Consider the following 22,060-nt stretch of genomic DNA (forward strand, 5'->3'; position numbering starts at 1 on the left):
TCTGAATTTGCATGCGCAGGTGCCCGCCTTCGCGGGCATGACGGAACGAACATGTTTGCCAGACTGACCGTCAACTCGGCCACGACACGACACAAGAAAGCCATCGATCACCCCTGCAGCGTCTCGATCTCGAACCCCACGACATTGCGCGCCGTGCGGCTGAACTCGATGCCGATCAGGTGCACGGTGGCGCCGCGGCCCAGGTATTTCTCGGCGTAGCGCTTGTCGCGGATCTGCTGCAGCGCGTGGCCTTCGGGGGCGTCGGCCACCACCTTGAACTCGAACAGGAAGACCTGTGCGCCCAGGCGCAGCGTCAGGTCGATGCGGCCGTGGCTGGTCGCGTCCTCGACCTGCAGGTCCAGCCCCAGCCCGGCCAGGTGGCTGTAGAACACGCTGGCGTAGTGGCCCTCGAAGCCGGCCAGCGGGTTCCTGCGATACCAGTCGCTCGGGATGCTGGCGAACAGCGCCCGCAGCGCCGTCTCCATGCCCAGTCCGTCGCGCTCGCGCAGCGCCCTCATCAGCGCCTGGCGCTGCAGCGAGGCGGCCCGCATCGGCACGCCGTAGCCGGGCAGCAGCACCCGGTTCAGGCTCATCTCCACCTCCCGGTTCGGATAGCCCAGCGTGTAGATCAGCTCGCGCGTCTCGGTCTCCTCGGCCGCGTGCACGCTCAGGTAGCCGGCCTGGAACAGCAGCGCCACCGCGCCGATCTGCTCCACCTCGAAGCTCATCAGCTCCATCTCGTCGGCCTGCAGCCGCGCCAGATCGGGCGTGAACCACGACTGCTCGGCCAGCAGCCTGACCAGGAAGGTGGGCGTGCCGGTGTCGAACCAGTGCGCCTTGAACTGCCGGCTGTCGAACAGCAGCAGCACGTCGAAGGGGTTGTAGACGCCCACGCCCAGCCAGTTGTAGCCGTTGTACCAGCGCCGGATCTCGTCGCGGTCCAGCCCCGGCAGCTCCGGCGCGAACACGGTGTCGAGGTCGGCGTCGGTGTAGCCGCACAGCGCGCTCCAGCGCGCGTCCAGCGTGATGTCGTGCAGATTGTTCAGCCCCGAGAACAGGCTGACCTTGCTGAACTTGGACACGCCGGTCAGGAACACGAACTTCAGGTGCGGATCCGCCCCCTTGAGCACCGAATACAGGTTGCGCAGCCCGTCGCGCATCTCCGCGGCCCGGGCCGGCTCGGTGAGGTTGTCCAGAATGGGCTTGTCGTACTCGTCGACCAGCACCGCGACCGGCGCGCCGTGGCGCTCGTGCACCCGCCGGATGAGTTCGGCAAAGCGGCCGTCGACCGTTCGGCGTTCGCATTGCACGCCCAGCGCGACCTCGTTGTCCTGCAGGATCTCGTGAATGCGCGCGTCCAGCTCGGCCCGGCTCTGCAGCATGCCGTCGGAAAAGCTGATGCGGATGACCGGATGGCGCTGCGACCAGTCCCAGCGCGATTCGGCCGCCAGCCCCTCGAACAGCGCCCGGTTGCCCTCGAACAGTTCCTTGAAGGTGTCCACCAGCAGGCTCTTGCCGAAGCGCCGCGGGCGGCTCAGGAAGAAGTACGAGCCCGACGCGATCAGGTCGATCGCCAGGCCCGACTTGTCGACGTAGTAGCAGCCTTCCTCGCGCAGCTTGGCCAGGGTCTGGATGCCGAGGGGCAGCTTCTTGCGGGGCAGTGCGGAGGCGGCGTGGCTCATGGAACCAGTGTAGCCACGCCGGAATGGCCGGGCGGCCGCTCAGCTCTCCTGCTGCCGCGCCCCGAAGCTCTCGGTCAGGCGGTCCAGGATGATCGCCAGCAGCACCACCGACAGGCCGCTCTCGAAGCCCAGGCCGATGTCCAGGCGCTGGATGCTGGAGAGCACCTCGTTGCCCAGGCCGCCGGCGCCGACCATCGAGGCGATGATGACCATCGAGAGCGCCATCATGATGGTCTGGTTCACGCCCGCCATCAGCGTGGGCAGCGCGATCGGCAGCTGCACCTTCCACAGCAGCTGCATCGAGGTGCAGCCGAAGGCCTGGCCGGCCTCGACCTGCTCGCTGCTGACCTGGCGGATGCCCAGCGCGGTCAGGCGCACCACCGGCGGCATCGCGAACACGACGGTGGCCAGGATGCCCGGCACCCGGCCCAGGCCGAAGAGCATCGCCGCCGGGATCAGGTAGACGAAGGCGGGCATGGTCTGCATGAAGTCCAGCACCGGGCGCAGCAGCGCGTTGAAGCGGTCGCTGCGCGCGCTCAGGATGCCCAGCGGCACGCCCACGACGATGCTGATCAGCGTGGCCGAGAACACCAGGGCCAGCGTCACCGCGGTCTGGTCCCAGAAGCCGATGATGCGGATCACCAGCAGGCTGGCCAGCGCGAACAGGCCGAAGCGCCAGTTCAGCCGCCACACGCCCAGCGCGGTCACCGCGATCATCACCAGCCAGGACGGGATCGCCAGCAGGCCGGCCTCGATCTGGCTGGCGAAGCCTTCGACCAGCGCGCCGATCACGTCGAAGAGACCGCCGCCCTGCTCGAGCAGCAGCTTGACGGCGTCGTTGACCAGGGCGCCCAGCGGCAGCAGGTTCTTGCCCTCGCCGATCAGGTCTTGCAGGAAATCAGCTGGCATGTCGGGTGCTCGCGATCTTGAGGAGGAGGCTGCGGGGAGTGATGCAGCCGACAAGGCGTTCGGCGTCGTCGAAGACGCTGACGGGCTGGTCCAGGCCGAGCACGGTGTCGAGCGTCTCGGGCAGGGTGGTGGTGGCGCGCAGCCGGCCGGTGCCGCCCGCCGGGAAGGGCACGACGGTGCGGTCGACCAGGTCGGCGGCGGTCAGGTAGCGCGAGGTGTCGACGCCCCGGAAGAAGCGGCGCACATAGTCGTTGGCGGGGCTGGTGACGATCTCGTGCGGCGAGCCTTCCTGGACCAGGTTGCCGCCTTCCATGATGGCGATCTTCGAGCCGATCTTCAGGGCTTCCTCCAGGTCGTGCGAGACGAAGACGATGGTGCGGCGCTGCTCGCGCTGCAGGTCCAGCATCAGATCCTGCATCTCGGTGCGCTTGAGCGGATCGAGCGCCGAGAAGGCCTCGTCCATCAGCAGGATGTCGGGATCGACCGCCAGCGCGCGCGCCAGGCCGACGCGCTGCTGCATGCCGCCGGAGAGCTGGCGCGGGTACTTGGCCGCATAGGCCTTCAGGCCGACCTGCTCGAGCGCCTGCATCACCTTGTCGCGGTAGCGCTTCGGGTTCTCGCCGGCCACCTCCAGGCCGAAGGCGACATTGTCCTGCACCGTGCGGTGCGGCATCAGCGCGAAGCTCTGGAAGACCATCGCGATGCGCTTGCGCCGCCAGCGCATCAGCTCCGGCAGCGGCATGCGCGCGACATCGTCGCCGTCGATGACCACCGAGCCGGCGGTCGGCTCGACCAGGCGGTTGATCAGCCGGATCAGCGTCGACTTGCCCGAGCCCGACAGGCCCATCAGCACATAGATGTCGCCGGCCTGCACCTCGAAGCCGACCTTGTTGACGCCGACCACCTGGCCGGTGCGCTGGAAGATCTCGTCCTTGCCGATCCCCTGGCTCAGCATCGCCAGGGCGGCATCGGGTTTGGGGCCAAAGACCTTGGTCAGGTCGCGGATCTGGATCTTGGGTCTGGCCATGCGGGGCTCCCGGGCAATCGTCGAGGGTGGAGAGAGACAGGAGAGATTCATCATCGGAATGGACAGCGGGCGGCCCCTAGCGGTCAAGCTCGAGATCCCCAAGCGGTCGGCTGCAGCAGGGCAGCATCCAGCCCTGGGCCACCTCGCGCGGGCGCAGGCCGCCGCCCTGGCTCATCTGCACCTCGCCGGAGAGACGCCGCGTGCGGCAGGTGCCGCAGACGCCGCTCGAGCAGCTGAAGGGCCAGCGCAGGCCGGCGCGGCGCGCGGCTTCGAGCAGCGTCTCGTCCGGGGCGCACTCGAAGCGCTCGCCGCGCTTGAGCGTGATGACAAAGCGGGGGGCCGGCTCGGCGGCGTCCGGGATCGGGGCCGCGACGGGCGCGGGGGTCGGTGCCGGGGCCTCGAAGCTGAAGCTCTCCTCGTGGTAGCGGCTCATGTCGAAGCCGGCCTCCGCCAGCATCGCGCGCACCGCGGCCATGAAGGGCGCCGGGCCGCAGCACCAGACCTCGCGATCCAGCAGATCGGGCACCTGCGCGCGCAGCAGCGGCAGCGACAGCCGGCCCAGCAGGCCGCTGTAGCCAGGCGTGCTGCCACGCCCCTCGCAGACCACGCTGGCGCGCCAGCGCGGCAGCCGGCGCGCCAGCACCGCCAGCTCGTCGGCAAAGACGACATCCTGCGGCGTGCGCGCGGCGTGGAGGAACTGCACATCGGCGTCCAGGCCCAGATCGGCCCAGGCGCGCGACATCGACATCAGCGGCGTCACGCCGCTGCCCGCCGACAGGTAGAGCTGGCCGCGGGCCGGTGCGGCCACCGGGCCGGCTGGAAAGCAGAACTGCCCGGCCGGGCCGGTCAGCGACAGCCGCCCGCCTGGGCGCAGGTGGTCGTGCAGCCAGTTCGACACCCGTCCGCCGACCACCCGCTTGACGGTGATGGCCAGCGTGTCGGGCCGCGTCGGGCTGGAGCTCAGGGTGTAGCAGCGATGCAGGCGCTCGCCGTCGATGTCCAGCGCCAGGGTGACGAACTGGCCCGGACGGTAGCGGAAGCTGCGCGCGCCGTCGTGCAGGCGCAGCACGAAGGTGCGCACATCATGGGTCTCGTCGATCACCTGCACGCAGGTGAAGTGCTCGTCGTCCGGCACCCAGGCGTCGGACGGCGCATCGGCCAGGTCAGGAAAGGAGGCGTTCATGGGGAAAACCGTGGAGTCGCGACGTTTGCAATGAACGTGCCTGACATGCCGCAGCCCGGCATCAGCGCGAGGCCGTCAGGCTGGCGCGCATGCGGTCCACGTACCAGACGCAGAAGGCCTCCACCAGGCCTTCGGTGAAGGGCGAATAGGGGCCGGGCTGGTAGGCGCTGCTGGCCACGCCGGCCTGAGAGAACTCGACCAGGCGGCGGTCCTGGTCATTGGTGGCATTCCAGACCGCGGTCAGGTTCTCGACGGTGTAGTCCACGCCTTCCACCGCATCCTTGTGCACGCACCAGGTGGTGCGCACCAGCGTGCGGCCCGCGCTCAGCGGAATCACCGAGAAGCTCACCACATGGTCGCTCATGAAGTGGTGCCAGGAGTTGGGCTGCGTCCAGAACGACAGGCCGCCGAGCGACTTCTCGGTGAAGTCGGCCAGCAGCTTCTTGCAGGCGACCTCGGTGTTCATCGTCTGCGACTCGCCGGCGCGGTCCAGCGGCAGGCGCTGGGTGCGGAAACCGGTGACGCGGGTGTCGAGCTCCTCGATGCGGGCGCTGGGCAGGCCCATCGCCGCCCAGCGGGCTTCGCTGTCGCGCACGATCTGCTCGAACTGCGCGATGCCTTCGGTGTTCTGCGGGCCGGGCTGCGCACCGAAGCCGTGCTCGTAGAGCGAGATGGTCAGCTCCGGATGGTTGCCCACGCAGTGGTAGCACTCGCGGTTGTTCTCCATCGTCAGCTTCCAGTTGCCCTGCTCCAGGATCTCGACCTGGGCGGCGACCTTGCACTCGGAGAGCCTGTGCGGCGCCAGATAGGGGCGCATGCGCGCGGCGACCTCCTCGAAGTCGGCCGGCGGCTCATCGGCCAGGCAGATGAAGATCAGGCCCTCCAGATCGCGCAGGTGCACCTTGTGCAGATGGTGCTGGTCGCGCAGGAAGGTCTCGCCCATGTGGTCGGCGTGGATCAGCCGGCCTTCCAGGTCGTAGGTCCACTGGTGATAGGGACAGACGATGTTGCCCAGGCTGCCCTGGTGCTCGTGGCACAGCTTGGAGCCGCGGTGGCGGCAGACATTGTGGAAGGCGCGCAGCTGCATGTCGTCGTCGCGCACGATCAGCACCGAGTCGGCGCCGATGTCGACGGTGAGGTAGTCGCCCGGCTCGGGCACCTGCGGCGCCACCGCGACGAAGATCCAGTGGCGACGGAAGATGTGCTCCAGGTCGGCCTGGAAGATCTCCTCGCTCAGGTAGAACGGGGCTTCGAGGCTGTGGCCGGGCCGGCGGCGCTCCAGCAGCGTGGCGAGCATCGCATCGGCGCGGCCGGTGCGGGGGTGCAGGGTGACGGGGGCGGTTGTTGTCGTCATGGCGGAGATCCTCGGAACGCGGGAGGGCTGCAGGTCGTCGAGGCCATTGTTCGGTCAGCCGCCCCGGCGACCTTGCATGTGACGGACACGGATTTGTCTGCAGGCGACATCGGCACGCGACAGGTCGCGATGTCGGTTTTGGGCAAATGCGTGTCCGCGGCGCACAAGCCGCAGCGGCGCCGGGCTCGAAGAATGAGGCCATCCGAGATCGCCTCTCCCCGCCTCACCGCAGCCCTCCCCGACGCCATGAACACTGCCGACTTCTTCGCCACCCCTCTGGCCCAGGCCGACCCGCAGGTCGCCCGCTCGATCAGCCGCGAGCTCAACCGCCAGCAGAGCCAGATCGAGCTGATCGCCTCCGAGAACATCGTCTCCCGCGCGGTGCTGCAGGCCCAAGGCTCGGTGTTCACCAACAAGTACGCCGAGGGCTATCCGGGCAGGCGCTACTACGGCGGCTGCGAGCAGGCCGATGTGGTCGAGGCGCTGGCGATCGAGCGGCTGTGCCAGCTCTTCGGCGCACGCTACGCCAATGTGCAGCCGCACTCCGGCGCGCAGGCCAACACCGCGGTGATGCTGGCCCTGGTCAAGCCGGGCGACACGGTGCTGGGCATGGCGCTCTCCGCCGGCGGCCATCTGACGCACGGCGCCAAGCCCGCACTCTCGGGCAAGTGGTTCAACGCGGTGCAGTACGGCGTGCGCGAAGGCGACTGCCGGGTCGATCTCGACGAGGTCGAGCGCCTGGCGCACGAGCACCGCCCCAAGCTCATCATCGCCGGCTTCTCGGCCTACCCGCGCACGCTCGACTGGGCGCGCTTCCGTGCGATCGCCGACGCGGTGGGCGCGCTGCTGATGGTCGACATGGCGCATGTGGCCGGCCTGGTGGCCGCGGGCGTCTACCCGAGCCCGGTGCCGCATGCGCATGTCACCACCAGCACCACGCACAAGACGCTGCGCGGCCCGCGCGGCGGCGTGATCCTGAGCAACGACGAGGAGATCGCGAAGAAGATCAACTCGGCCGTCTTTCCCGGCGCGCAGGGCGGACCGCTGATGCATGTGATCGCCGCCAAGGCGGTGGCCTTCGGCGAGGCGCTGCAGCCGGCCTTCCAGGACTACGCCCGCCAGGTGGTGGCCAATGCCCGCGCGCTGGGCGAGACGCTGCGCGAAGGCGGTCTGGACCTGGTCACCGGCGGCACCGACAACCACCTGCTGCTGGTCGACCTGCGGCCGCTGGGCCTCAAGGGCAACCAGACCGAGGTGGCGCTGGAGCGCGCCGGCATCACCTGCAACAAGAACGGCATCCCCTTCGACACCGAGAAGCCCACCGTCACCTCGGGCATCCGCGTCGGCACCGCCGCGATCACCACCCGCGGCCTGAAGGAGGACGACTGCCGCGAGGTCGGCCGGCTGATCCTCGACGTGCTGCAGGCGCTGCGCCGCAGCCCCGAAGGCGACGCACAGGTCGAGATGCTGGTGCGCGAGCAGGTGCAGACGCTGATGAGCCGCTTCCCCATCTATCCCGAACTCTGAGCCCCGAAGGACGCACGCCATGAATCCCCTGCACGCCGAATCCATCGTCATCGACGGCCTGATCATCTCGAAGTGGAACCGCCCGGTCTTCGAGGACATGCGACGCGGCGGCCTGACCGCCGCCAACTGCACCGTCTCGGTCTGGGACGACTTCAAGAGCACGGTGCACAACATCGCCGAGATGAAGGCGCACATCCGCGCCAACGCCGACCTGCTGACGCTGGTGCGCACCACCGACGACATCCGCCGCGCCAAGCGGGAGGGCAAGACCGGCATCATCCTGGGCTTCCAGAACGCGCACGCCTTCGAGGACCACCTGGGCCACATCGAGGCCTTCGCCGACCTGGGCGTGCGCGTGGTGCAGCTCTGCTACAACACCCAGAACCTGATCGGCACCGGCTGCTACGAGCGCGACGGCGGCCTCTCCGGCTACGGCCACGAGGTCATCGCCGAGATGAACCGCGTCGGCATCATGGTCGACCTCTCGCACGTCGGCGCCAGGACCAGCGAGGAGGCCATCCTGGCCTCCAAGAAGCCGGTCACCTACAGCCACTGCCTGCCCGCGGGCCTGAAGGAGCACCCGCGCAACAAGAGCGACGAGCAGCTGAAGTTCATCGCCGACCGCGGCGGCTTCATCGGCGTGACCATGTTCCCGCCCTTCCTCAAGCGCGGCATCGAGTCCACCGTCGACGACTATGTCGAGGCGCTGGACTACGTCATCAACCTGGTCGGCGAGGACTGCGTCGGCGTGGGCACCGACCACACCCAGGGCTACGGCCAGGACTTCTTCGACCACATCACGCACGACAAGGGCCGGGGCCGGCGCCTGACCAACTTCGGCACCGTGCTGAACCCCGAGGGCATCCGCACCATCGGCGAGATGCCCAACCTGACCGACGCGATGGAGCGCGCCGGCTGGAAGCCCGAGCGCATCGTCAAGGTGATCGGCGGCAACTGGCTGCGGGTGTTCGGCGAAGTCTGGGGCGCCTGAGCGCCACGCAACAGGAGCACACGACCATGCAACCGCAACTGCCCATTTCCGTCGACGAGACCACCGGCATCTGGACCACCGACGGTCTGCCGATGATCTATGTGCCGCGCCACTTCTTCGTCAACAACCATGTCGAGGCCGAGGCCGCGATCGGCCGCGAGACCTACGCCGCGAGCCTCTACAAGGCCGGCCACCGTTCGGCGTTCTTCTGGTGCGAACAGGAGAGCAGGACGCACGGCCTGCAGGGCCTGGCGGTCTACGAGCACTACCTCAAGCGCCTGTCGCAGCGCGGCTGGGGCCTGTTCTCGTTCGACGAGGTGGATGCCACCACAGGCCATGCCCGCATCCGGCTGGAGCACTCGGTCTTCGTGCTGGCCCAGGGCATCGCCGGTGTGCCGGTGAGCCGGGACAAGGTCTGCTACCTGTTCGCCGGCTGGTTCTCCGGCGCGATGGACTGGGTCGGCCAGGCCACCGGCCAGACCTGGAAGACCCACAGCGAGGAGACCCGGTGCGCCGCAGAAGGCCACGCGCACTGCGTGTTCACCGTCACGCCGATCGCGCACTGACCCGACCGCGCGCCACCCCGCCGCCCCTCACGCCGCCTGACCACGCCGCCCGACCATGCGCTACCCGCACCTCTTCGAACCCATCCAGCTCAACCAGCTGAAGATCCGCAACCGCATCGTCAGCACCGCGCACGCCGAGGTCTACGCCGACGACGGCATGCCCGGCGAGCGCTACATCCGCTACTACGAGGAGAAGGCCAAGGGCGGCGTCGGTCTGGCGATCTGCGGCGGCTCCAGCCCCGTCTCGCGCGACAGCCCGAGCAGCTGGTGGAGCTCGGTCAATCTCTCGCGCGACCAGACGATGGAAGGCCTGTCCCGGCTGGCCGAGACCATGCACAGGCATGGCGCCAAGATCATGATCCAGGCCACCCACATGGGCCGGCGCAATGCCTGGCACGGCTTCGACTGGCCGCACCTGGTCAGCCCCTCGGGCGTGCGCGAACCGGTGCACCGCGGCAACGCCAAGACGATCGAGATCGAGGAGATCCGCCGCATCATCCAGGACTACGCCCGCGCCGCGCGCCGGGTGAAGGCCTCGGGGCTGGACGGCATCGAGATCTCGGCGGCGCACCAGCACCTGATCGACCAGTTCTGGAGCCCGCGCAGCAACTTCCGCACCGACGAGTGGGGCGGCAGCCTGCAGAACCGCCTGCGCTTCGGCATCGAGGTGCTGCAGGCGGTGCGCGCCGAGGTGGGCAAGGATTTCGTCGTCGGCCTGCGCATGTGCGGCGACGAGTTCCACGAGGACGGCCTGAACCACGAGATGCTCAAGGAGATCGCGCAGGCCATGAGCGAGACCGGCCTGATCGACTACCTGAGCGTGATCGGCTCCGGCGCCGACACCCACAACACGCTGGCCAACTGCATGCCGCCGATGGCGCTGCCGCCCGAGCCCTTCGTGCATCTGGCCGGCGGCATCAAGAGCGTGGTGAAGATCCCGGTGATGCACGCGCAGAGCATCCGCGACGCGCAGCAGGCCGAGCGCCTGCTGGCCAGCGGCACGGTCGACATGGTCGGCATGACCCGCGCGCAGATCGCCGACCCGCACATGGTCATCAAGATCCGCGACGGGCGCGAGGACCAGATCAAGCAGTGCGTCGGCGCCAACTACTGCATCGACCGCCAGTACAACGGCCTGGATGTGCTCTGCGTGCAGAACGCTGCCACCAGCCGCGAGCGCACCATGCCGCACACGATCGCCAGGACCAGCGGCCCGAAGCGCCGCGTGGTGGTGGTCGGCGCCGGCCCGGCCGGGCTGGAAGCCGCCCGCGTGGCGCGCGAGCGCGGCCATGACGTGGTGCTGTTCGAGAAGGCGCCGCAGGTGGGCGGCCAGGTGAACCTGGCGGCCAAGGCGCCGAAGCGCGAGCAGATGGCCGGCATCATCCGCTGGTTCGATCTGGAGACCACCCGCCTGGGCGTGGACCGCCGCCTGGGCACCGAGGCCGATGTGTCGATGATTCTCGACGAGCGGCCGGACATCGTCGTGCTGGCCACCGGCGGGCTGCCGCACACCGGCCAGAACCCCGAATGGGGCGTGGCCGAGGGCCTGGCGGTGTCGGGCTGGGACATCCTGAGCGGCAAGGTGGCCCCGAAGGGCAACGTGCTGGTCTATGACGCGATCAGCGCGCACGCCGGCTCCGGCGTGGCCGACTTCATCGCCAGCCGCGGCCACCTGGTCGAGATGGTCACGCCCGACGTGAAGATCGCCGACGACACCGGCGGCACCACCTTCCCGATCATCTACCGCCAGCTCTGCGCGCAGGGCGTGATCCTGACGCCCAACCACTGGCTCGACCGCGTCTACCGCGAGAGCACGCCCGAGGGCGACCGGCTGGTCGCGGTGCTGCGCCACGAGTACACCGAGGTGCAGGAGGAGCGCGTGGTCGACCAGGTCGTGATCGAGAACGGCATCCGCCCGAACGAGGCGCTGTACTGGCAGCTCAAGGATCGCTCGGTCAACCACGGCCAGACCGACATCGACGCGCTCTACGACAACCAGCCGCAGCCGGCGCTGGCCGAGAAGCTCGGCGACGGCCGCTTCGCGCTGTTCCGCATCGGCGACGGCGTGTCGATGCACAACATCCACGGCGCGATCTACGACGCGCTGCGCCTCTGCAAGGACTTCTGAGCATGGATGCCGTCCTGTCTTCCTCGTCGGCCTGGGTCTGGCGCGACGCCATCACGGCGGTGTTCTGGCTGGCGGTGGCCGCGCTGGCGATCGGCACCGCGCGGCGCGCGGCGCTGTGGCGCACCGGCCTGGCCGCACCGGTGGCCTGGCGCGGGCTGCTGGCCATCCCGAAGCGCTATTTCGTCGACCTGCACCATGTGGTGGCGCGCGAGCCGGCGGTGGCGCGCGCCCACGTCGCGGTGGCCGGCGGCGCGCTGGCCTGCCTGGCGCTGGTGGCGATCAACGACGGCCTGCGGCTGCGCATCGCCGCGCTGGACATCGCGCTGGTGGCCTTCGCGCTGGTGATGCTGGCCGGCGCGCTGATGATGGCGCTGCGCCGGCGCCAGCCGGCGGTGGCCGCGCGGGTCTCGCGCGGGCCGTGGCAGCGCCTGCCGTGGACGCTGGGCGCGGGCGCGCTTGGGCTGCTCGCGCTGGCCGCCGGCGCGCTGTGGCACGAGAGCATCGCGCCGTGGTGGGCGGCGCTGTGCGTGCTGGCCCTGGGCACCGGCGCGGCCGAGCTTGCGCTGGGCGTCGGTCTGGCCGGGCCGATGAAGCATGCGGTGGCCGGCCTGCTGCACCTGGGCCTGCATCCGCGCCCCGAGCGCTTCGGGCCGCAGCCGGTGGGTCCGGCCGCGCAGCGCCAGGCCAGCGCGCTCAAGCCGGTGGATCTGGTGCGTGACCTGCCCGGCACCGCCCGGCCGGCCGATCTGCCGTGGAACCGCCTGCTCTCTTTTGATGCCTGCGTGCAGTGCGGCAAGTGCGAGGCGGCCTGCCCGGCCTTCGCCGCCGGCCAGCCGCTCAATCCGAAGAAGCTGGTGCAGGACCTGGTGAGCGGCATGTCCGGCACCGGCGACGCGCACTATGCCGGCAACCCCTATCCGGGCAAGGCGATCGGCCGCCATGCCGGCGCGCCGGACCAGGCGGTGGTGCCCGGCCTGATCGACCCCGAGACGCTGTGGAGCTGCACCACCTGCCGCGCCTGCGTGCAGGCCTGCCCGATGCTGATCGAGCATGTCGATCTGGTGGTCGACCTGCGCCGCAGCCTGACGCTGGTCGGCGGCACCGTGCCGAACAAGGGCGACGAGGTGCTGGCCGCGCTGCGCGAGACCGACACCCAGGGCCGCCACCCGCTCGCCGCCCGGCACCACTGGGCCAGCGACCTGGGCCTGCAGGTGCTGGCCGACGCGCCGGCCACGCAGCGCACCGAGTGGCTGCTGCTCGCCGGCGAGGCCGGCTTCGACCTGCGCGGCCAGAAGACGCTGCGCGCGCTGGCGACGACGCTGCGCGCGGCCGGCGTGGTGCCGGCGCTGCTGGGCGCGCTGGAGACCGACTGCGGCGACGTGGCGCGCCGCCTCGGCGACGAGGCCGGCTACCAGCGCCTGGCACGCCAGCTCATCGCGACGCTGCAGGCGCATCCGGCGGCGAACCTGGTCACCGCCGACCCGCACCTGCTGCACGCCCTGCGCAACGAATACCCGGTGCTCGACGCCGCCTGGGCCGAGCAGCTGGCCCAGGGTCGAACCCGCGTCTGGCACCACACCGAGCTGCTGGCCGATCTGCTCGAGCGCGGCCGGCTGCGCCCGAAGGCGGATGCCGCGGCCAGCGCGCCCAGCGTCACGCTGCATGATCCCTGCTACCTGGGCCGCTACAACGGCCAGGTCGAGGCCCCGCGCCGCGCGCTCAAGGCCATCGGCATCCAGGTGGTCGAGATGGAGCGCTGCGGCCTGAACGCCCGCTGCTGCGGCGGCGGGGGCGGTGCGCCGACCACCGACATTCCCGGCCAGCGCCGCATTCCCGACATGCGCATGGACGACGCGCGCGCCACCGGCGCCGAGGTGGTCGCGGTGGCCTGCCCGCAGTGCACCGCGATGCTCGAAGGCGTGACCGGCAAGCGCCCCGAGGTGCTGGACGTGGCCGAGCTGGTCGCCCGCGCCGTCGAGACCCGCCCCGCCCAGGAGACCCGAGCATGATCCGACGAGTCGATCCGCGCCGACCGGCGCTCATCACCCCGCAGGGCCTGCGCCGCATCGTGCTCGGCGGCACCGAGGGCGAACGCGGCCTGCGCCTGGCGGCGGTGTCTCATGCCACGGCAAAACGCCCACGCCTGGCCCTGCCAAGCGAGCGCGCCGCCGGCTGCCTGCTGGTGCTGGTCCATCCCGACAGCGGCAGCCTGGACGAGCATGCCCGCGAGGCGATCGCCGCCGCAGCGCTGCTGGCCCGGCCTGACGAGGCGGTGGTCGTGCTGATGCCCTGGCCGCAGGCCCCGGTCACGCCCGGCGCCCCGGACCCGCAGGCCGGCGCGCTGGACGCCGCCGCGCTGGGCATCGACCGGCTGGAGCTGCTGCCGGTGAACGAGGCGCTCTCGCCCGAGGCGCTGGCCGATGCGGTGGCGGCACGCTGGCAGACGCTGGCGCCGCGCCTGACGCTGGCGCCGGACCGCGGCGACGACGGCGACCTGGGCCGGCGCCTGGCGGTGCGCCAGCCGCTGGCCTGCGCCGCCGGCGTGGTCGAGATCGCCGACGGCCGGGTGCGGGTGCGCGATCTCGGCGGCGTCGGTCGTGCGGCTGCCGACGCCACCGCGGCGCTCGACGGGCTGGACCTGCTGCTGCTGGAACGCCAGGTCGCGCGCACCGAGCTGCCCTTCACCGGCCTGGGCGAGCGCCAGATGCTGCCGGCGCCCGCGCCCCGCGCGCTGCCGGGTCGGGTCGATCTGGGCGTGGTCGCCGGCCAGGCGCAGCAGGTCGCGCTCGAGGAGGCCGACTTCATCCTGGCCGCCGGCAACGGCGTGACCGACGTGAAGCTGTTCCTGGAACTGGCCGAGGCGCTGGGCGCGGCGGTCGGCGCCTCGCGGGTGGCGGTGGACGACGGCCGCTTCGCGCGCAGCCAGCAGATCGGCGCCACCGGCCGCACGGTGCAGGCACGCGGCTATCTGGCGATGGGCATTTCCGGCGCGGTCCAGCACCTGCAGGGCATCCGCGAATGCCGCCATGTGCTGGCGGTCAACACCGACGTGTCCGCGCCGATGGTGCAGCGCGCCGAGCTGACGGTGGTCGAGGACGTGCAGGCGCTGATGCGCGAGCTGCTCGCGCTGCTGCAAGCCGAGCGCGCGGCGCCGCCGGCGGCCTCGTCCACCCCGATTCCTTCCCTCAAGGCGGCCTGACATGAGTTCCTCTTCACTGAATGTGCATGCCTCGCCGGTGGCGGTGCTGGTCAGCGTGCGCGTCGATCCGGTCAGCGGACGCGCCACCCGCAGCCGTGCCGACGCCGCCGGCGCCGCGCTGGCCCTGCAGGCGCTGCAGGCCCGGGCCACGCTGCAGGGCCGATCCCACGCGGCCCAGCCGCGGCTGCTGCACGCCGCCTGCCGCCAGAGCGCGATGCCCGAGGCGGTCGCGCGCGACTACCTGGCGCTGGGCATCGACCGGCTCGAGCGGCTGGAGCTGGCCGCCGCCGATCCGGAGCACATCACCGCCGCGCTGGCCGAAGCCTGCCACGACACGCCGCTGGTGATCGCCGGCGCCCGCGGCGAGTCCGGTCTGGCCAGCGGCCTGCTGCCGCACCGGCTGGCGCAGCGGCTGCAGCGGCCGCTGATCGCCGAAGTGATCGACCTGCAGCCCGAGGCCGACGGCGGCTGGCGGGTGGTGCAGGCGCTGCCGCGCGGCGCGCGGCGCAGCTGGCGGCTCGAGCACGGCGCCGCCGCGGTGCTGGTCAGCAGCGAGCGCCTGGCACGGCGCGAGGATCTGCGCATGCGCCACGCCTGGCTGGCCGCGCAGCAGGGCCGCATCGAGGACCGCCGCACCGCATCCGGCCCGACCGCCGGACCGGTGGTGGTGGCGGCCCCGACCTGGACACCCGAGCCGGCCCGGCGCCAGCGCCGACCGCTTGCACCCGTCTCGACCGAGAGCGGCGCGGCACGCATGGCCCGCGCCACCGGCACCGCCGCGCCGGCGCGACAGGGCGGCGCGGTGCTGAACCAGGGCTCAGCGCAGGACAAGGCCCGCGAGCTGCTGGCGCATCTGCGCCGCCTCGGCCTGACCCGTCCGCCAGGCTGACCGCCTGTCGCCTGCGCGCCTGCCGCTCCCCTGCCCGGCCCGGTTGTCCTGAACGGCGACCGGGCCTTGTTCTTTTTCTCTGTGCCATCTTCAGAATATCAGCGTAATCACCTGTTCTGCATCAAGACCAATTACGGTGAAATCTGGCAGGCGCGGCACCGTGATGGTGCCGCATGCACCGCCGAACCTCATGCGCGACCCACCGTCGCGGGCACGACCGGCGTCCGGATCGCAGTTTTTCCGGCACAGGCCGGCATGTCGTGGAAATTCAGCTCAGGAATGTGCTGGCACGATCGTTGCTCAATATATGAGGATTCCGGCGGCAACAGGTCCGACCGGGCAGCCCGGACCGCAGTCCCCAGCCACGAAGGTTTCACGCGATGGTTTCCTCCTCGAATCCCGATCCCCGGGTCCGGCATTTCGGATTCCTGCTGCTCGAGAATTACTCGATGATCGCCTTCGCCAATGCGGTGGAGGTGCTGCGCATGGCCAATCTGACCAGCCGGCAGACGCTCTATACCTGGAGCGTCTGCGCAGCCGAAGGACGCGCGGCCCAGGCCAGCAACGGTCTGGGCGTGTGCGGCGCCTGCCAGCCCGAGGATCTGGACCGCTGCGATGCGGTCTTCGTCTGCGGCGGCGTCGAGGTACAGAAAGCGATTTCCGACAATCTGATCAAGGACTTGCGTCGCCGTGCCGCGCGCGGACAGACGCTGGGTGCGCTGTGCACCGGCACGCATGCACTGGCCGCGGCCGGCGTGCTCGACGGCTACCGCTGCGCGGTGCACTGGGAAAATCTGGTCGCGCTGCGCGAATCCTGTCCGAAGGTGAATTTCGCGCTGGAGGTGTTTGTCATCGACCGCGAGCGCATCACCGCCTCGGGCGGCATCGCGCCGCTGCACCTGATGCTGCATCTGGTGCGCCATCACCACGGCAACAAGCTGGCGATGGCGATTTCCGAGCAGTTCATCGTCGACCGGGTGCGCGACCAGAGCGACCAGCAGAAACTGCCGCAGCCGGAATTCGTCGGGCCCGGCTACGAGCATCTGGCCGAGGCCGCCGAGCTGATGGCCGCCAACATCGAGGAGCCGCTGCCGCTGTCGGAAATCGCCGACGCCGCCGGCATTTCCCTGCGCCAGCTCGAGCGGCTGTTCCACCGGTATTACAAGGTCACGCCGGCCCAGCATTACCTGACGCTGCGGCTGCGACGCGCGCGCGAGCTGCTCTCGCACACCAGCGCACCGATCATGCAGATCACGGTGGCCTGCGGATTCCAGACCGCCTCGCATTTCTGCAAGGCCTACCGGGCGCTGTTCGGGCATTCGCCCAGCGAGCACCGCCGCCAGGGCGGCAGCCAGGGCATGGTGCATGTGATCGGCGCGCCGGCGCCGGCCGCCGTGCAGCGCCGCGCCCGGATCGAGCGCGGCGCGCCGATGTACGTGTCCTGAGCCCTTCGGCGCGCTGCCCCCCCCGCGGCGGCCGGGCCGGCTACAGTGCCCGGTCATGGAACTCCGCCACCTGCGCTATTTCGTCTGCGTCGCCGAGGAGCAGAACATCGGCCGCGCCGCGCTGCGGCTGCACATCTCGCAGCCGCCGCTGACCCGCCAGATCCAGCAGCTCGAAGAGGAGCTGGGCGCGCTGCTGTTCCGGCGCACCTCGCGCGGCGTCGAGCTGACCGACGCCGGCCGGGTGCTCTACGAGGACGCGCGCGGCATCCTGGCCCAGGCCGAGCGCGCCGCCGAGCGCACGCACAAGGCCGCGCAGGGCCTGCTCGGCCGGGTCGACGTGGCGATCTTCGGCTCGGGCATCTTCGGCGTGATCCCGCAGCTGCTGCGTCGCTTCCGCGAGACCTGCCCGGAGGTCAGCATCGTGCTGCACTCGCTCGACAAGGAGGCGCAGATCGATGCGCTGCACCACCGCCGCATCACCGTCGCCTTCAACCGGCTGATGCGTCCGGTCGAAGGGCTGAGCTGCGAGACGCTGCTGACCGAGCCGATCTGGGTCGCCGTGCCCTCGGGCACCGCGCTGGCCGCGCGCACCGCCATCACGATGCAGGAGCTGCGCGATCAGCCGCTGGTGCTCTTTCCCACCGGCTCGCGGCCGAGCTTCATCGACCGGGTGCACGAGATGTGCCGCGGCGCCGGCTTCACGCCGCAGGTCGCGCAGGAGGTCGGCGACGTGGTGCATGCGGTCACGCTGGTGGGCACCGGCTTCGGCGCCTGCCTCGTGTCGCGCTCGGCAGCCAACATGAACATGCCCGGCGTGACCTTCCGGCCGCTGCACCATCCGGCGCAGGACCGCATCGACCTGTGCTGCATCCACCGCTCGGACGACGACTCCGAGCTGCTGCAGGCCTTCCTGCGCTCGATGCGCGAGGGCGCTCGGCGGCTGGCCGACCTGCCCTGAATCCGGCCGGCCGTCATTCCTGCGAGGTATGACAGACCCAGCTTGATGGTATTGGACGGCATGACAGGGCCTGTCCAGAATCCAGTCGTTCCCCCTTCAAACGGCAACGACAGGAGACAGACATCATGGCCCTGACCGGCGTACTGCGACCCGGACATGTTCAGCTGCGCATGCTCGACCTCGAGGAAGGCGTGCGCTTCTATCGCGATGTACTCGGACTGGAGGAGACCGGGCGCGACGCCGCCGGCCGGGTCTATCTGAAGGCCTGGGACGAGCGCGATCACCACAGCATCGTGCTGCGCCAGGCCGATCGCGCCGGCATGGACTTCTTCGGCTTCAAGGTCGCCAGCAGCGCCGACCTGGACCGCTTCGAGGCCGAGCTGCGCGATGACGGCCTGAAGACCGAGCGCATTCCGGCCGGCGAGCTGCTCGAGACCGGCGAGCGCCTGCGCTTCGAGCTGCCCAGCGGCCACCTGATCGAGCTCTACGCCGAGAAGACCTTCGTCGGCAGCCACTTCGGCCAGAAGGATCCGAAGCCCTGGACGCCGCACCAGGACCGCGGCATCGCGCCGATGCGCTTCGACCACGCGCTGCTCTACGGCCCGAACGTCGACCGGGTGCTCGACATCTTCACCCGCATCCTGGGCTTCCACCTGGCCGAGTACGTCACGCTGCCCGACAGCGACGTCAAGGGCGCGCTGTGGCTGTGCTGCTCGAACAAGGCGCACGACATCGCCTTCGTGATCCACCCCGAGCCGGGCAAGCTGCACCATGTCTCGTTCTACATGGAGTCGATCGACCGGGTCTTCCGCGCCGCCGACATCATGGCCGCGCACGACATCAAGGTCGACATCGGCCCGACCCGCCACGGCATCACCCGCGGCGGCACGATCTACGCGTGGGATCCGTCGGGCAACCGCTTCGAGACCTTCTCGGGCGGCAACAGCTCCTACCCGGATCTGCCCCCGATCGCCTGGACCTGGGAAGGCCTGGGCGAGGGTGGCGGCCTGGACGTGGCCCACAGAACGATGCACGAGACCTTCCTGACCGTGGTGACCTGAAACCTGCCCGCGAGCCGCCCACGAGAAGAACCCCCGCAGGACCGAAGACATGACACGAATCATCACCAGCTTCATCGACGGCGAATTCCAGCCGGCCGAGGGCGCCCGGCTCTTCGACAAGCGCTCGCCGGTCGACGGCCGGGTCATCGCCCGCATCGCCGAGGCCCCGCAGGCCGAGGTCGACCGCGCGGTGCGCGCCGCCCGCGCCGCGCTGCGTGGCGACTGGAGCCGCATGACGGTCGAGCAGCGCGCGGCGATGCTGCACGCGGTGGCCGACGAGATCACCCGACGCTTCGACGACTTCGTCGCGGCCGAGATGGCGGACACCGGCCAGCCCTCACATGTGATGACGCATGTCTTCATCCCGCGGGGCGCGGCCAACTTCAAGATCTTCGCCGACGTGGTGAAGAACGTGCCGACCGAGTCCTTCCGCATGGACACGCCGGACGGGCGCGGCGCGCTGAACTACGCCATCCGCAAGCCCAAAGGCGTGATCGGCGTGATCTGCCCGTGGAACGCGCCTTTCCTGCTGATGACCTGGAAGCTGGGGCCCGCGCTGGCCTGCGGCAACACGGTGGTGGTCAAGCCCTCCGAAGAAACGCCGCTGACCGCCGCGCTGCTCGGCGAGGTGATGGCCAAGGTCGGTGTCCCCAAGGGCGTCTACAACGTCGTCAACGGCTTCGGGCCGAAGTCGACCGGCGAGTTCGTCACCACGCATCCGCAGATCGACGCGATCACCTTCACCGGCGAGACCCGCACCGGCACCGCGATCATGAAGGCCGCGGCCGAGGGCCTGCGCGACGTCTCGTTCGAGCTGGGCGGCAAGAACGCCGGCATCGTCTTCGCGGATGCCGACTTCGACGCGGCGGTGGACGGCATCTTCCGCTCGGCTTTCCTGAATACCGGGCAGGTCTGCCTCGGCACCGAGCGCGTGTATGTGGAGCGGCCGATCTTCGAGCGCTTCCGCGATGCACTCAAGGCCAAGGTCGAGGCGGTCAAGTACGGCCGCCCCGAGGACCACGCCAGCACCTACGGCCCGCTCATCAGCCAGGAGCACCGCGACAAGGTGCTGGGCTACTACCAGCGTGCCGTCGACGAGGGCGCCACGGTGGTGACCGGCGGCGGCGTGCCCGACATGCCGGCCGACCTGAAGGGCGGCTGCTGGGTGCAGCCGACCATCTGGACCGGCCTGGGTGACGACGCCAGCGTGGTGCGCGAGGAGATCTTCGGTCCCTGCTGCCATCTGCGCCCCTTCGACAGCGAGGACGAGGTGGTGGCCCTGGCCAACGACAACGTCTACGGCCTCTCGACCACGATCTGGACCCAGCACCTGGCGCGCGCCCACCGCATGGCCGAGCGCATCGAGGTCGGCATCACCTGGATCAACGCCTGGTTCCTGCGCGACCTGCGCACGCCCTTCGGCGGCTCGAAGCAGAGCGGCATCGGCCGCGAGGGCGGCGTGCATTCGCTGGAGTTCTACACCGAGACGCGCAACGTCTGCGTCAAGCTCTGAGGACATGTCCCCCATGCAAGCCGACCTCATCGAACGCTGCGGCGACGAGCTGTTCGACGCCTGGCGCGAGCGCCGCACCCTGAGCCCGCTGCTCGAGCGCTTCCCCGGCATCCGCGTCGAAGACGCCTACCGGATCCAGTCGCGCTGTGTGGCGCGGCGCCTGCAGGCCGGCGAGACCCTCGTCGGCAAGAAGATCGGCGTGACCTCCCGGCCGGTGCAGGAGATGCTCGGCGTCTTCGAGCCGGACTTCGGCCAGCTGACCTCGGGCATGGTCTGCAGCGAATCGGACGGCATCAGCCTGGACGGCCTGATCCAGCCCAGGGCCGAGGCGGAACTCGCCTTCGTGCTGGAGCGCGATCTGGTCGGCCCCGGTATCACCGCCACCGACGTGATCCGCGCCACCGCCTATGTCTCGCCGTGCTTCGAGATCGTCGACAGCCGCATCCGCGACTGGAAGATCAGGATCCAGGACACGGTGGCGGACAACGCCTCGTGCGGCGTCTTCGTGCTGGGTGACGCCAAGGCCAGCCTGAAGAAGTTCGATGCCGCGCTGGCCGGCATGGTGCTGCAGCGCAACGGCAGCCTGCACTCGACCAGCGTGGGCGCGGCGGTGCAGGGCTCGCCGGTGAATGCGGTCGTCTGGCTGGCCAACACGCTGGGGCGGCTGGGCCTGCCCTTCCGTGCAGGCGAGGTGATCCTGTCGGGCTCGCAGTCGCCGCTGGTGGCGGTGACCGGCGGCGACGAGCTGGTCTGCACGATCGGCGGCCTGGGCACCTGCCGGGCGCGTTTTCATGGAAAGGCCGCACTGTGAACCTCACTCCTGCCACCGACATGCGCACCACGCTCGATCCCGCCGACGTGCAGGCGCTCACCGACCGCATCGAGGCGGCGCAGAAGGGCGCCACCGCGATCCCGAAGCTGACCGAGGACTTTCCCGGCATGACGCTGGGCGACGGCTACGCGGTGCAGCTCGCGCTGCTGGAGCGCTGGCTGAAGGAGGGCCGCCGCCAGATCGGCTGGAAGGCCGGCCTGACCTCGCAGGCCAAGATGATCCAGATGGGCGTCGACGTGCCCACCGTCGGCTTCCTGCTGGCCGACATGGCGCGGCCCGAATCCAGCGTCATCACCACCGAGGACCTGGTGCACCCGCGCGTCGAGTGCGAGGTCGCCTTCGTGCTGAAGACGGCGCTGGGCGGACGGGACTGTTCCCGCGCCGACGTGCTGGCCGCGACCGACTTCGTCGTGCCGGCCATCGAGGTGATCGACTCGCGCTTCTCGGGCTTCAGGTTCGACCTGCCCAGCGTCGTGGCGGACAACAGCTCGTCGGCGCGCTATGTCACCGGCGGGCGGGCGCTGGAGCCGGATGCGCTGGCGCTCGACACGCTCGGCGTCGTGCTGGAGAAGAACGGCGAGCCGGTGGCGATGGGCGCCTCGGCCGCGGTGATGGGCCATCCGGCCGAGGCGGTCGCGCTCTTGGTGCGGGTGCTGGCCGAACTCGGCCACGAGCTGCCGGCCGGCAGCTTCGTGATGAGCGGTGGCATCACCGAAGCCATCGCCGTCAAGCCGGGCGACTTCGTCTGCGCGCGCTTCCAGGACCTCGGCAGCGTCGCGGTCCGCTTCGGCTGAAG

18 protein-coding genes are annotated in these 22,060 nt (G+C 70.3%); 13 read left to right on the forward strand and 5 right to left on the reverse strand.

The genetic code is table 11. The annotated features are described in order from the left end of the window. Window positions 1-107: 107 nt before the first annotated feature. The 5 genes from HZU84_RS09205 to HZU84_RS09225 form a co-directional block, all read right to left on the reverse strand. Window positions 108-1,682: an ATP-binding protein gene (locus HZU84_RS09205; RefSeq protein WP_180692865.1), complete on the reverse strand. Its 1,575-nt coding sequence runs from the start codon at window positions 1,680-1,682 to the stop codon at window positions 108-110. A 39-nt stretch (window positions 1,683-1,721) separates the two neighbouring features. Continuing rightward, on the reverse strand, window positions 1,722-2,591 hold the full coding sequence (locus HZU84_RS09210; RefSeq protein WP_149505639.1) for an ABC transporter permease: 870 nt from the start codon (window positions 2,589-2,591) through the stop codon (window positions 1,722-1,724). Then, window positions 2,581-3,618: a quaternary amine ABC transporter ATP-binding protein gene (locus HZU84_RS09215; RefSeq protein WP_149505638.1), complete on the reverse strand. Its 1,038-nt coding sequence runs from the start codon at window positions 3,616-3,618 to the stop codon at window positions 2,581-2,583. Before HZU84_RS09215 ends, HZU84_RS09210 begins: the two co-directional genes overlap by 11 nt. Window positions 3,619-3,694: 76 nt before the next feature. Further along, window positions 3,695-4,801, reverse strand: a complete 1,107-nt coding sequence (locus HZU84_RS09220; RefSeq protein ID WP_149505637.1) for an FAD-binding oxidoreductase — start codon at window positions 4,799-4,801, stop codon at window positions 3,695-3,697. A gap of 61 nt (window positions 4,802-4,862) precedes the next feature. Further along, window positions 4,863-6,098, reverse strand: coding sequence for an aromatic ring-hydroxylating oxygenase subunit alpha (locus HZU84_RS09225; RefSeq protein WP_149505755.1), 1,236 nt, complete (start codon window positions 6,096-6,098; stop codon window positions 4,863-4,865). 303 nt (window positions 6,099-6,401) lie between these two features. Here HZU84_RS09225 and glyA point away from each other — a divergent pair, with 303 nt between their 5' ends. The 13 genes from glyA (at window position 6,402) to dmpH (ending at window position 22,058) form a co-directional block, all read left to right on the forward strand. Continuing rightward, the gene (glyA, locus tag HZU84_RS09230; protein WP_149505636.1) at window positions 6,402-7,682 is read left to right on the forward strand and encodes a serine hydroxymethyltransferase; all 1,281 of its coding nucleotides are present in this window, start codon (window positions 6,402-6,404) and stop codon (window positions 7,680-7,682) included. 19 nt (window positions 7,683-7,701) lie between these two features. Continuing rightward, window positions 7,702-8,673: a dipeptidase gene (locus HZU84_RS09235; RefSeq protein WP_149505635.1), complete on the forward strand. Its 972-nt coding sequence runs from the start codon at window positions 7,702-7,704 to the stop codon at window positions 8,671-8,673. A 26-nt stretch (window positions 8,674-8,699) separates the two neighbouring features. Next, on the forward strand, window positions 8,700-9,239 hold the full coding sequence (locus tag HZU84_RS09240; RefSeq protein WP_149505634.1) for a DUF5943 domain-containing protein: 540 nt from the start codon (window positions 8,700-8,702) through the stop codon (window positions 9,237-9,239). 55 nt (window positions 9,240-9,294) lie between these two features. Then, window positions 9,295-11,367: an oxidoreductase gene (locus HZU84_RS09245; RefSeq protein ID WP_149505633.1), complete on the forward strand. Its 2,073-nt coding sequence runs from the start codon at window positions 9,295-9,297 to the stop codon at window positions 11,365-11,367. Between the two features lie 2 nt (window positions 11,368-11,369). Further along, on the forward strand, window positions 11,370-13,376 hold the full coding sequence (locus HZU84_RS09250) for a (Fe-S)-binding protein (RefSeq protein ID WP_149505632.1): 2,007 nt from the start codon (window positions 11,370-11,372) through the stop codon (window positions 13,374-13,376). Then, the gene (locus HZU84_RS09255; RefSeq protein ID WP_149505631.1) at window positions 13,373-14,566 is read left to right on the forward strand and encodes an electron transfer flavoprotein subunit alpha/FixB family protein; all 1,194 of its coding nucleotides are present in this window, start codon (window positions 13,373-13,375) and stop codon (window positions 14,564-14,566) included. Before HZU84_RS09250 ends, HZU84_RS09255 begins: the two co-directional genes overlap by 4 nt. A gap of 1 nt (window position 14,567) precedes the next feature. Beyond that, complete coding sequence (locus HZU84_RS09260; protein ID WP_149505630.1) at window positions 14,568-15,455, forward strand: adenine nucleotide alpha hydrolase family protein; 888 nt, start codon at window positions 14,568-14,570, stop codon at window positions 15,453-15,455. A 380-nt stretch (window positions 15,456-15,835) separates the two neighbouring features. After that, on the forward strand, window positions 15,836-16,900 hold the full coding sequence (locus HZU84_RS09265) for a GlxA family transcriptional regulator (RefSeq protein ID WP_149505629.1): 1,065 nt from the start codon (window positions 15,836-15,838) through the stop codon (window positions 16,898-16,900). Window positions 16,901-16,955: 55 nt separating this feature from the next. Further along, window positions 16,956-17,858, forward strand: a complete 903-nt coding sequence (locus tag HZU84_RS09270; protein ID WP_149505628.1) for a LysR family transcriptional regulator — start codon at window positions 16,956-16,958, stop codon at window positions 17,856-17,858. 125 nt (window positions 17,859-17,983) lie between these two features. After that, window positions 17,984-18,919, forward strand: coding sequence for a catechol 2,3-dioxygenase (locus HZU84_RS09275; protein ID WP_149505627.1), 936 nt, complete (start codon window positions 17,984-17,986; stop codon window positions 18,917-18,919). A gap of 49 nt (window positions 18,920-18,968) precedes the next feature. Further along, window positions 18,969-20,432 carry a 2-hydroxymuconic semialdehyde dehydrogenase gene (locus HZU84_RS09280; protein ID WP_149505626.1) on the forward strand — a complete coding sequence of 488 codons (1,464 nt, stop codon included), beginning with the start codon at window positions 18,969-18,971 and terminating at the stop codon, window positions 20,430-20,432. 13 nt (window positions 20,433-20,445) lie between these two features. Continuing rightward, window positions 20,446-21,243: a fumarylacetoacetate hydrolase family protein gene (locus HZU84_RS09285; protein WP_149505625.1), complete on the forward strand. Its 798-nt coding sequence runs from the start codon at window positions 20,446-20,448 to the stop codon at window positions 21,241-21,243. Between the two features lie 20 nt (window positions 21,244-21,263). Continuing rightward, complete coding sequence (gene dmpH, locus HZU84_RS09290; RefSeq protein WP_149505754.1) at window positions 21,264-22,058, forward strand: 2-oxo-3-hexenedioate decarboxylase; 795 nt, start codon at window positions 21,264-21,266, stop codon at window positions 22,056-22,058. Window positions 22,059-22,060 lie beyond the last annotated feature (2 nt).

Source organism: Sphaerotilus sulfidivorans (assembly GCF_013426975.1).
Classification (GTDB): Bacteria; Pseudomonadota; Gammaproteobacteria; order Burkholderiales; family Burkholderiaceae_C; genus Sphaerotilus; species Sphaerotilus sulfidivorans.

Coding starts and splice junctions, on each gene's coding strand:
- HZU84_RS09245 (WP_149505633.1), top strand. CDS start 9,295: ATGCGCTACCCGCACCTCTTCGAACCCATCCAGCTCAACCAGCTGAAG.
- dmpH (WP_149505754.1), top strand. CDS start 21,264: ATGCGCACCACGCTCGATCCCGCCGACGTGCAGGCGCTCACCGACCGC.
- HZU84_RS09225 (WP_149505755.1), bottom strand. CDS start 6,098: ATGCTCGCCACGCTGCTGGAGCGCCGCCGGCCCGGCCACAGCCTCGAA.
- HZU84_RS09210 (WP_149505639.1), bottom strand. CDS start 2,591: ATGCCAGCTGATTTCCTGCAAGACCTGATCGGCGAGGGCAAGAACCTG.
- HZU84_RS09215 (WP_149505638.1), bottom strand. CDS start 3,618: ATGGCCAGACCCAAGATCCAGATCCGCGACCTGACCAAGGTCTTTGGC.
- HZU84_RS09265 (WP_149505629.1), top strand. CDS start 15,836: ATGGTTTCCTCCTCGAATCCCGATCCCCGGGTCCGGCATTTCGGATTC.
- HZU84_RS09240 (WP_149505634.1), top strand. CDS start 8,700: ATGCAACCGCAACTGCCCATTTCCGTCGACGAGACCACCGGCATCTGG.
- glyA (WP_149505636.1), top strand. CDS start 6,402: ATGAACACTGCCGACTTCTTCGCCACCCCTCTGGCCCAGGCCGACCCG.
- HZU84_RS09205 (WP_180692865.1), bottom strand. CDS start 1,682: ATGAGCCACGCCGCCTCCGCACTGCCCCGCAAGAAGCTGCCCCTCGGC.
- HZU84_RS09280 (WP_149505626.1), top strand. CDS start 18,969: ATGACACGAATCATCACCAGCTTCATCGACGGCGAATTCCAGCCGGCC.
- HZU84_RS09270 (WP_149505628.1), top strand. CDS start 16,956: ATGGAACTCCGCCACCTGCGCTATTTCGTCTGCGTCGCCGAGGAGCAG.
- HZU84_RS09285 (WP_149505625.1), top strand. CDS start 20,446: ATGCAAGCCGACCTCATCGAACGCTGCGGCGACGAGCTGTTCGACGCC.
- HZU84_RS09220 (WP_149505637.1), bottom strand. CDS start 4,801: ATGAACGCCTCCTTTCCTGACCTGGCCGATGCGCCGTCCGACGCCTGG.
- HZU84_RS09260 (WP_149505630.1), top strand. CDS start 14,568: ATGAGTTCCTCTTCACTGAATGTGCATGCCTCGCCGGTGGCGGTGCTG.
- HZU84_RS09275 (WP_149505627.1), top strand. CDS start 17,984: ATGGCCCTGACCGGCGTACTGCGACCCGGACATGTTCAGCTGCGCATG.
- HZU84_RS09250 (WP_149505632.1), top strand. CDS start 11,370: ATGGATGCCGTCCTGTCTTCCTCGTCGGCCTGGGTCTGGCGCGACGCC.
- HZU84_RS09255 (WP_149505631.1), top strand. CDS start 13,373: ATGATCCGACGAGTCGATCCGCGCCGACCGGCGCTCATCACCCCGCAG.
- HZU84_RS09235 (WP_149505635.1), top strand. CDS start 7,702: ATGAATCCCCTGCACGCCGAATCCATCGTCATCGACGGCCTGATCATC.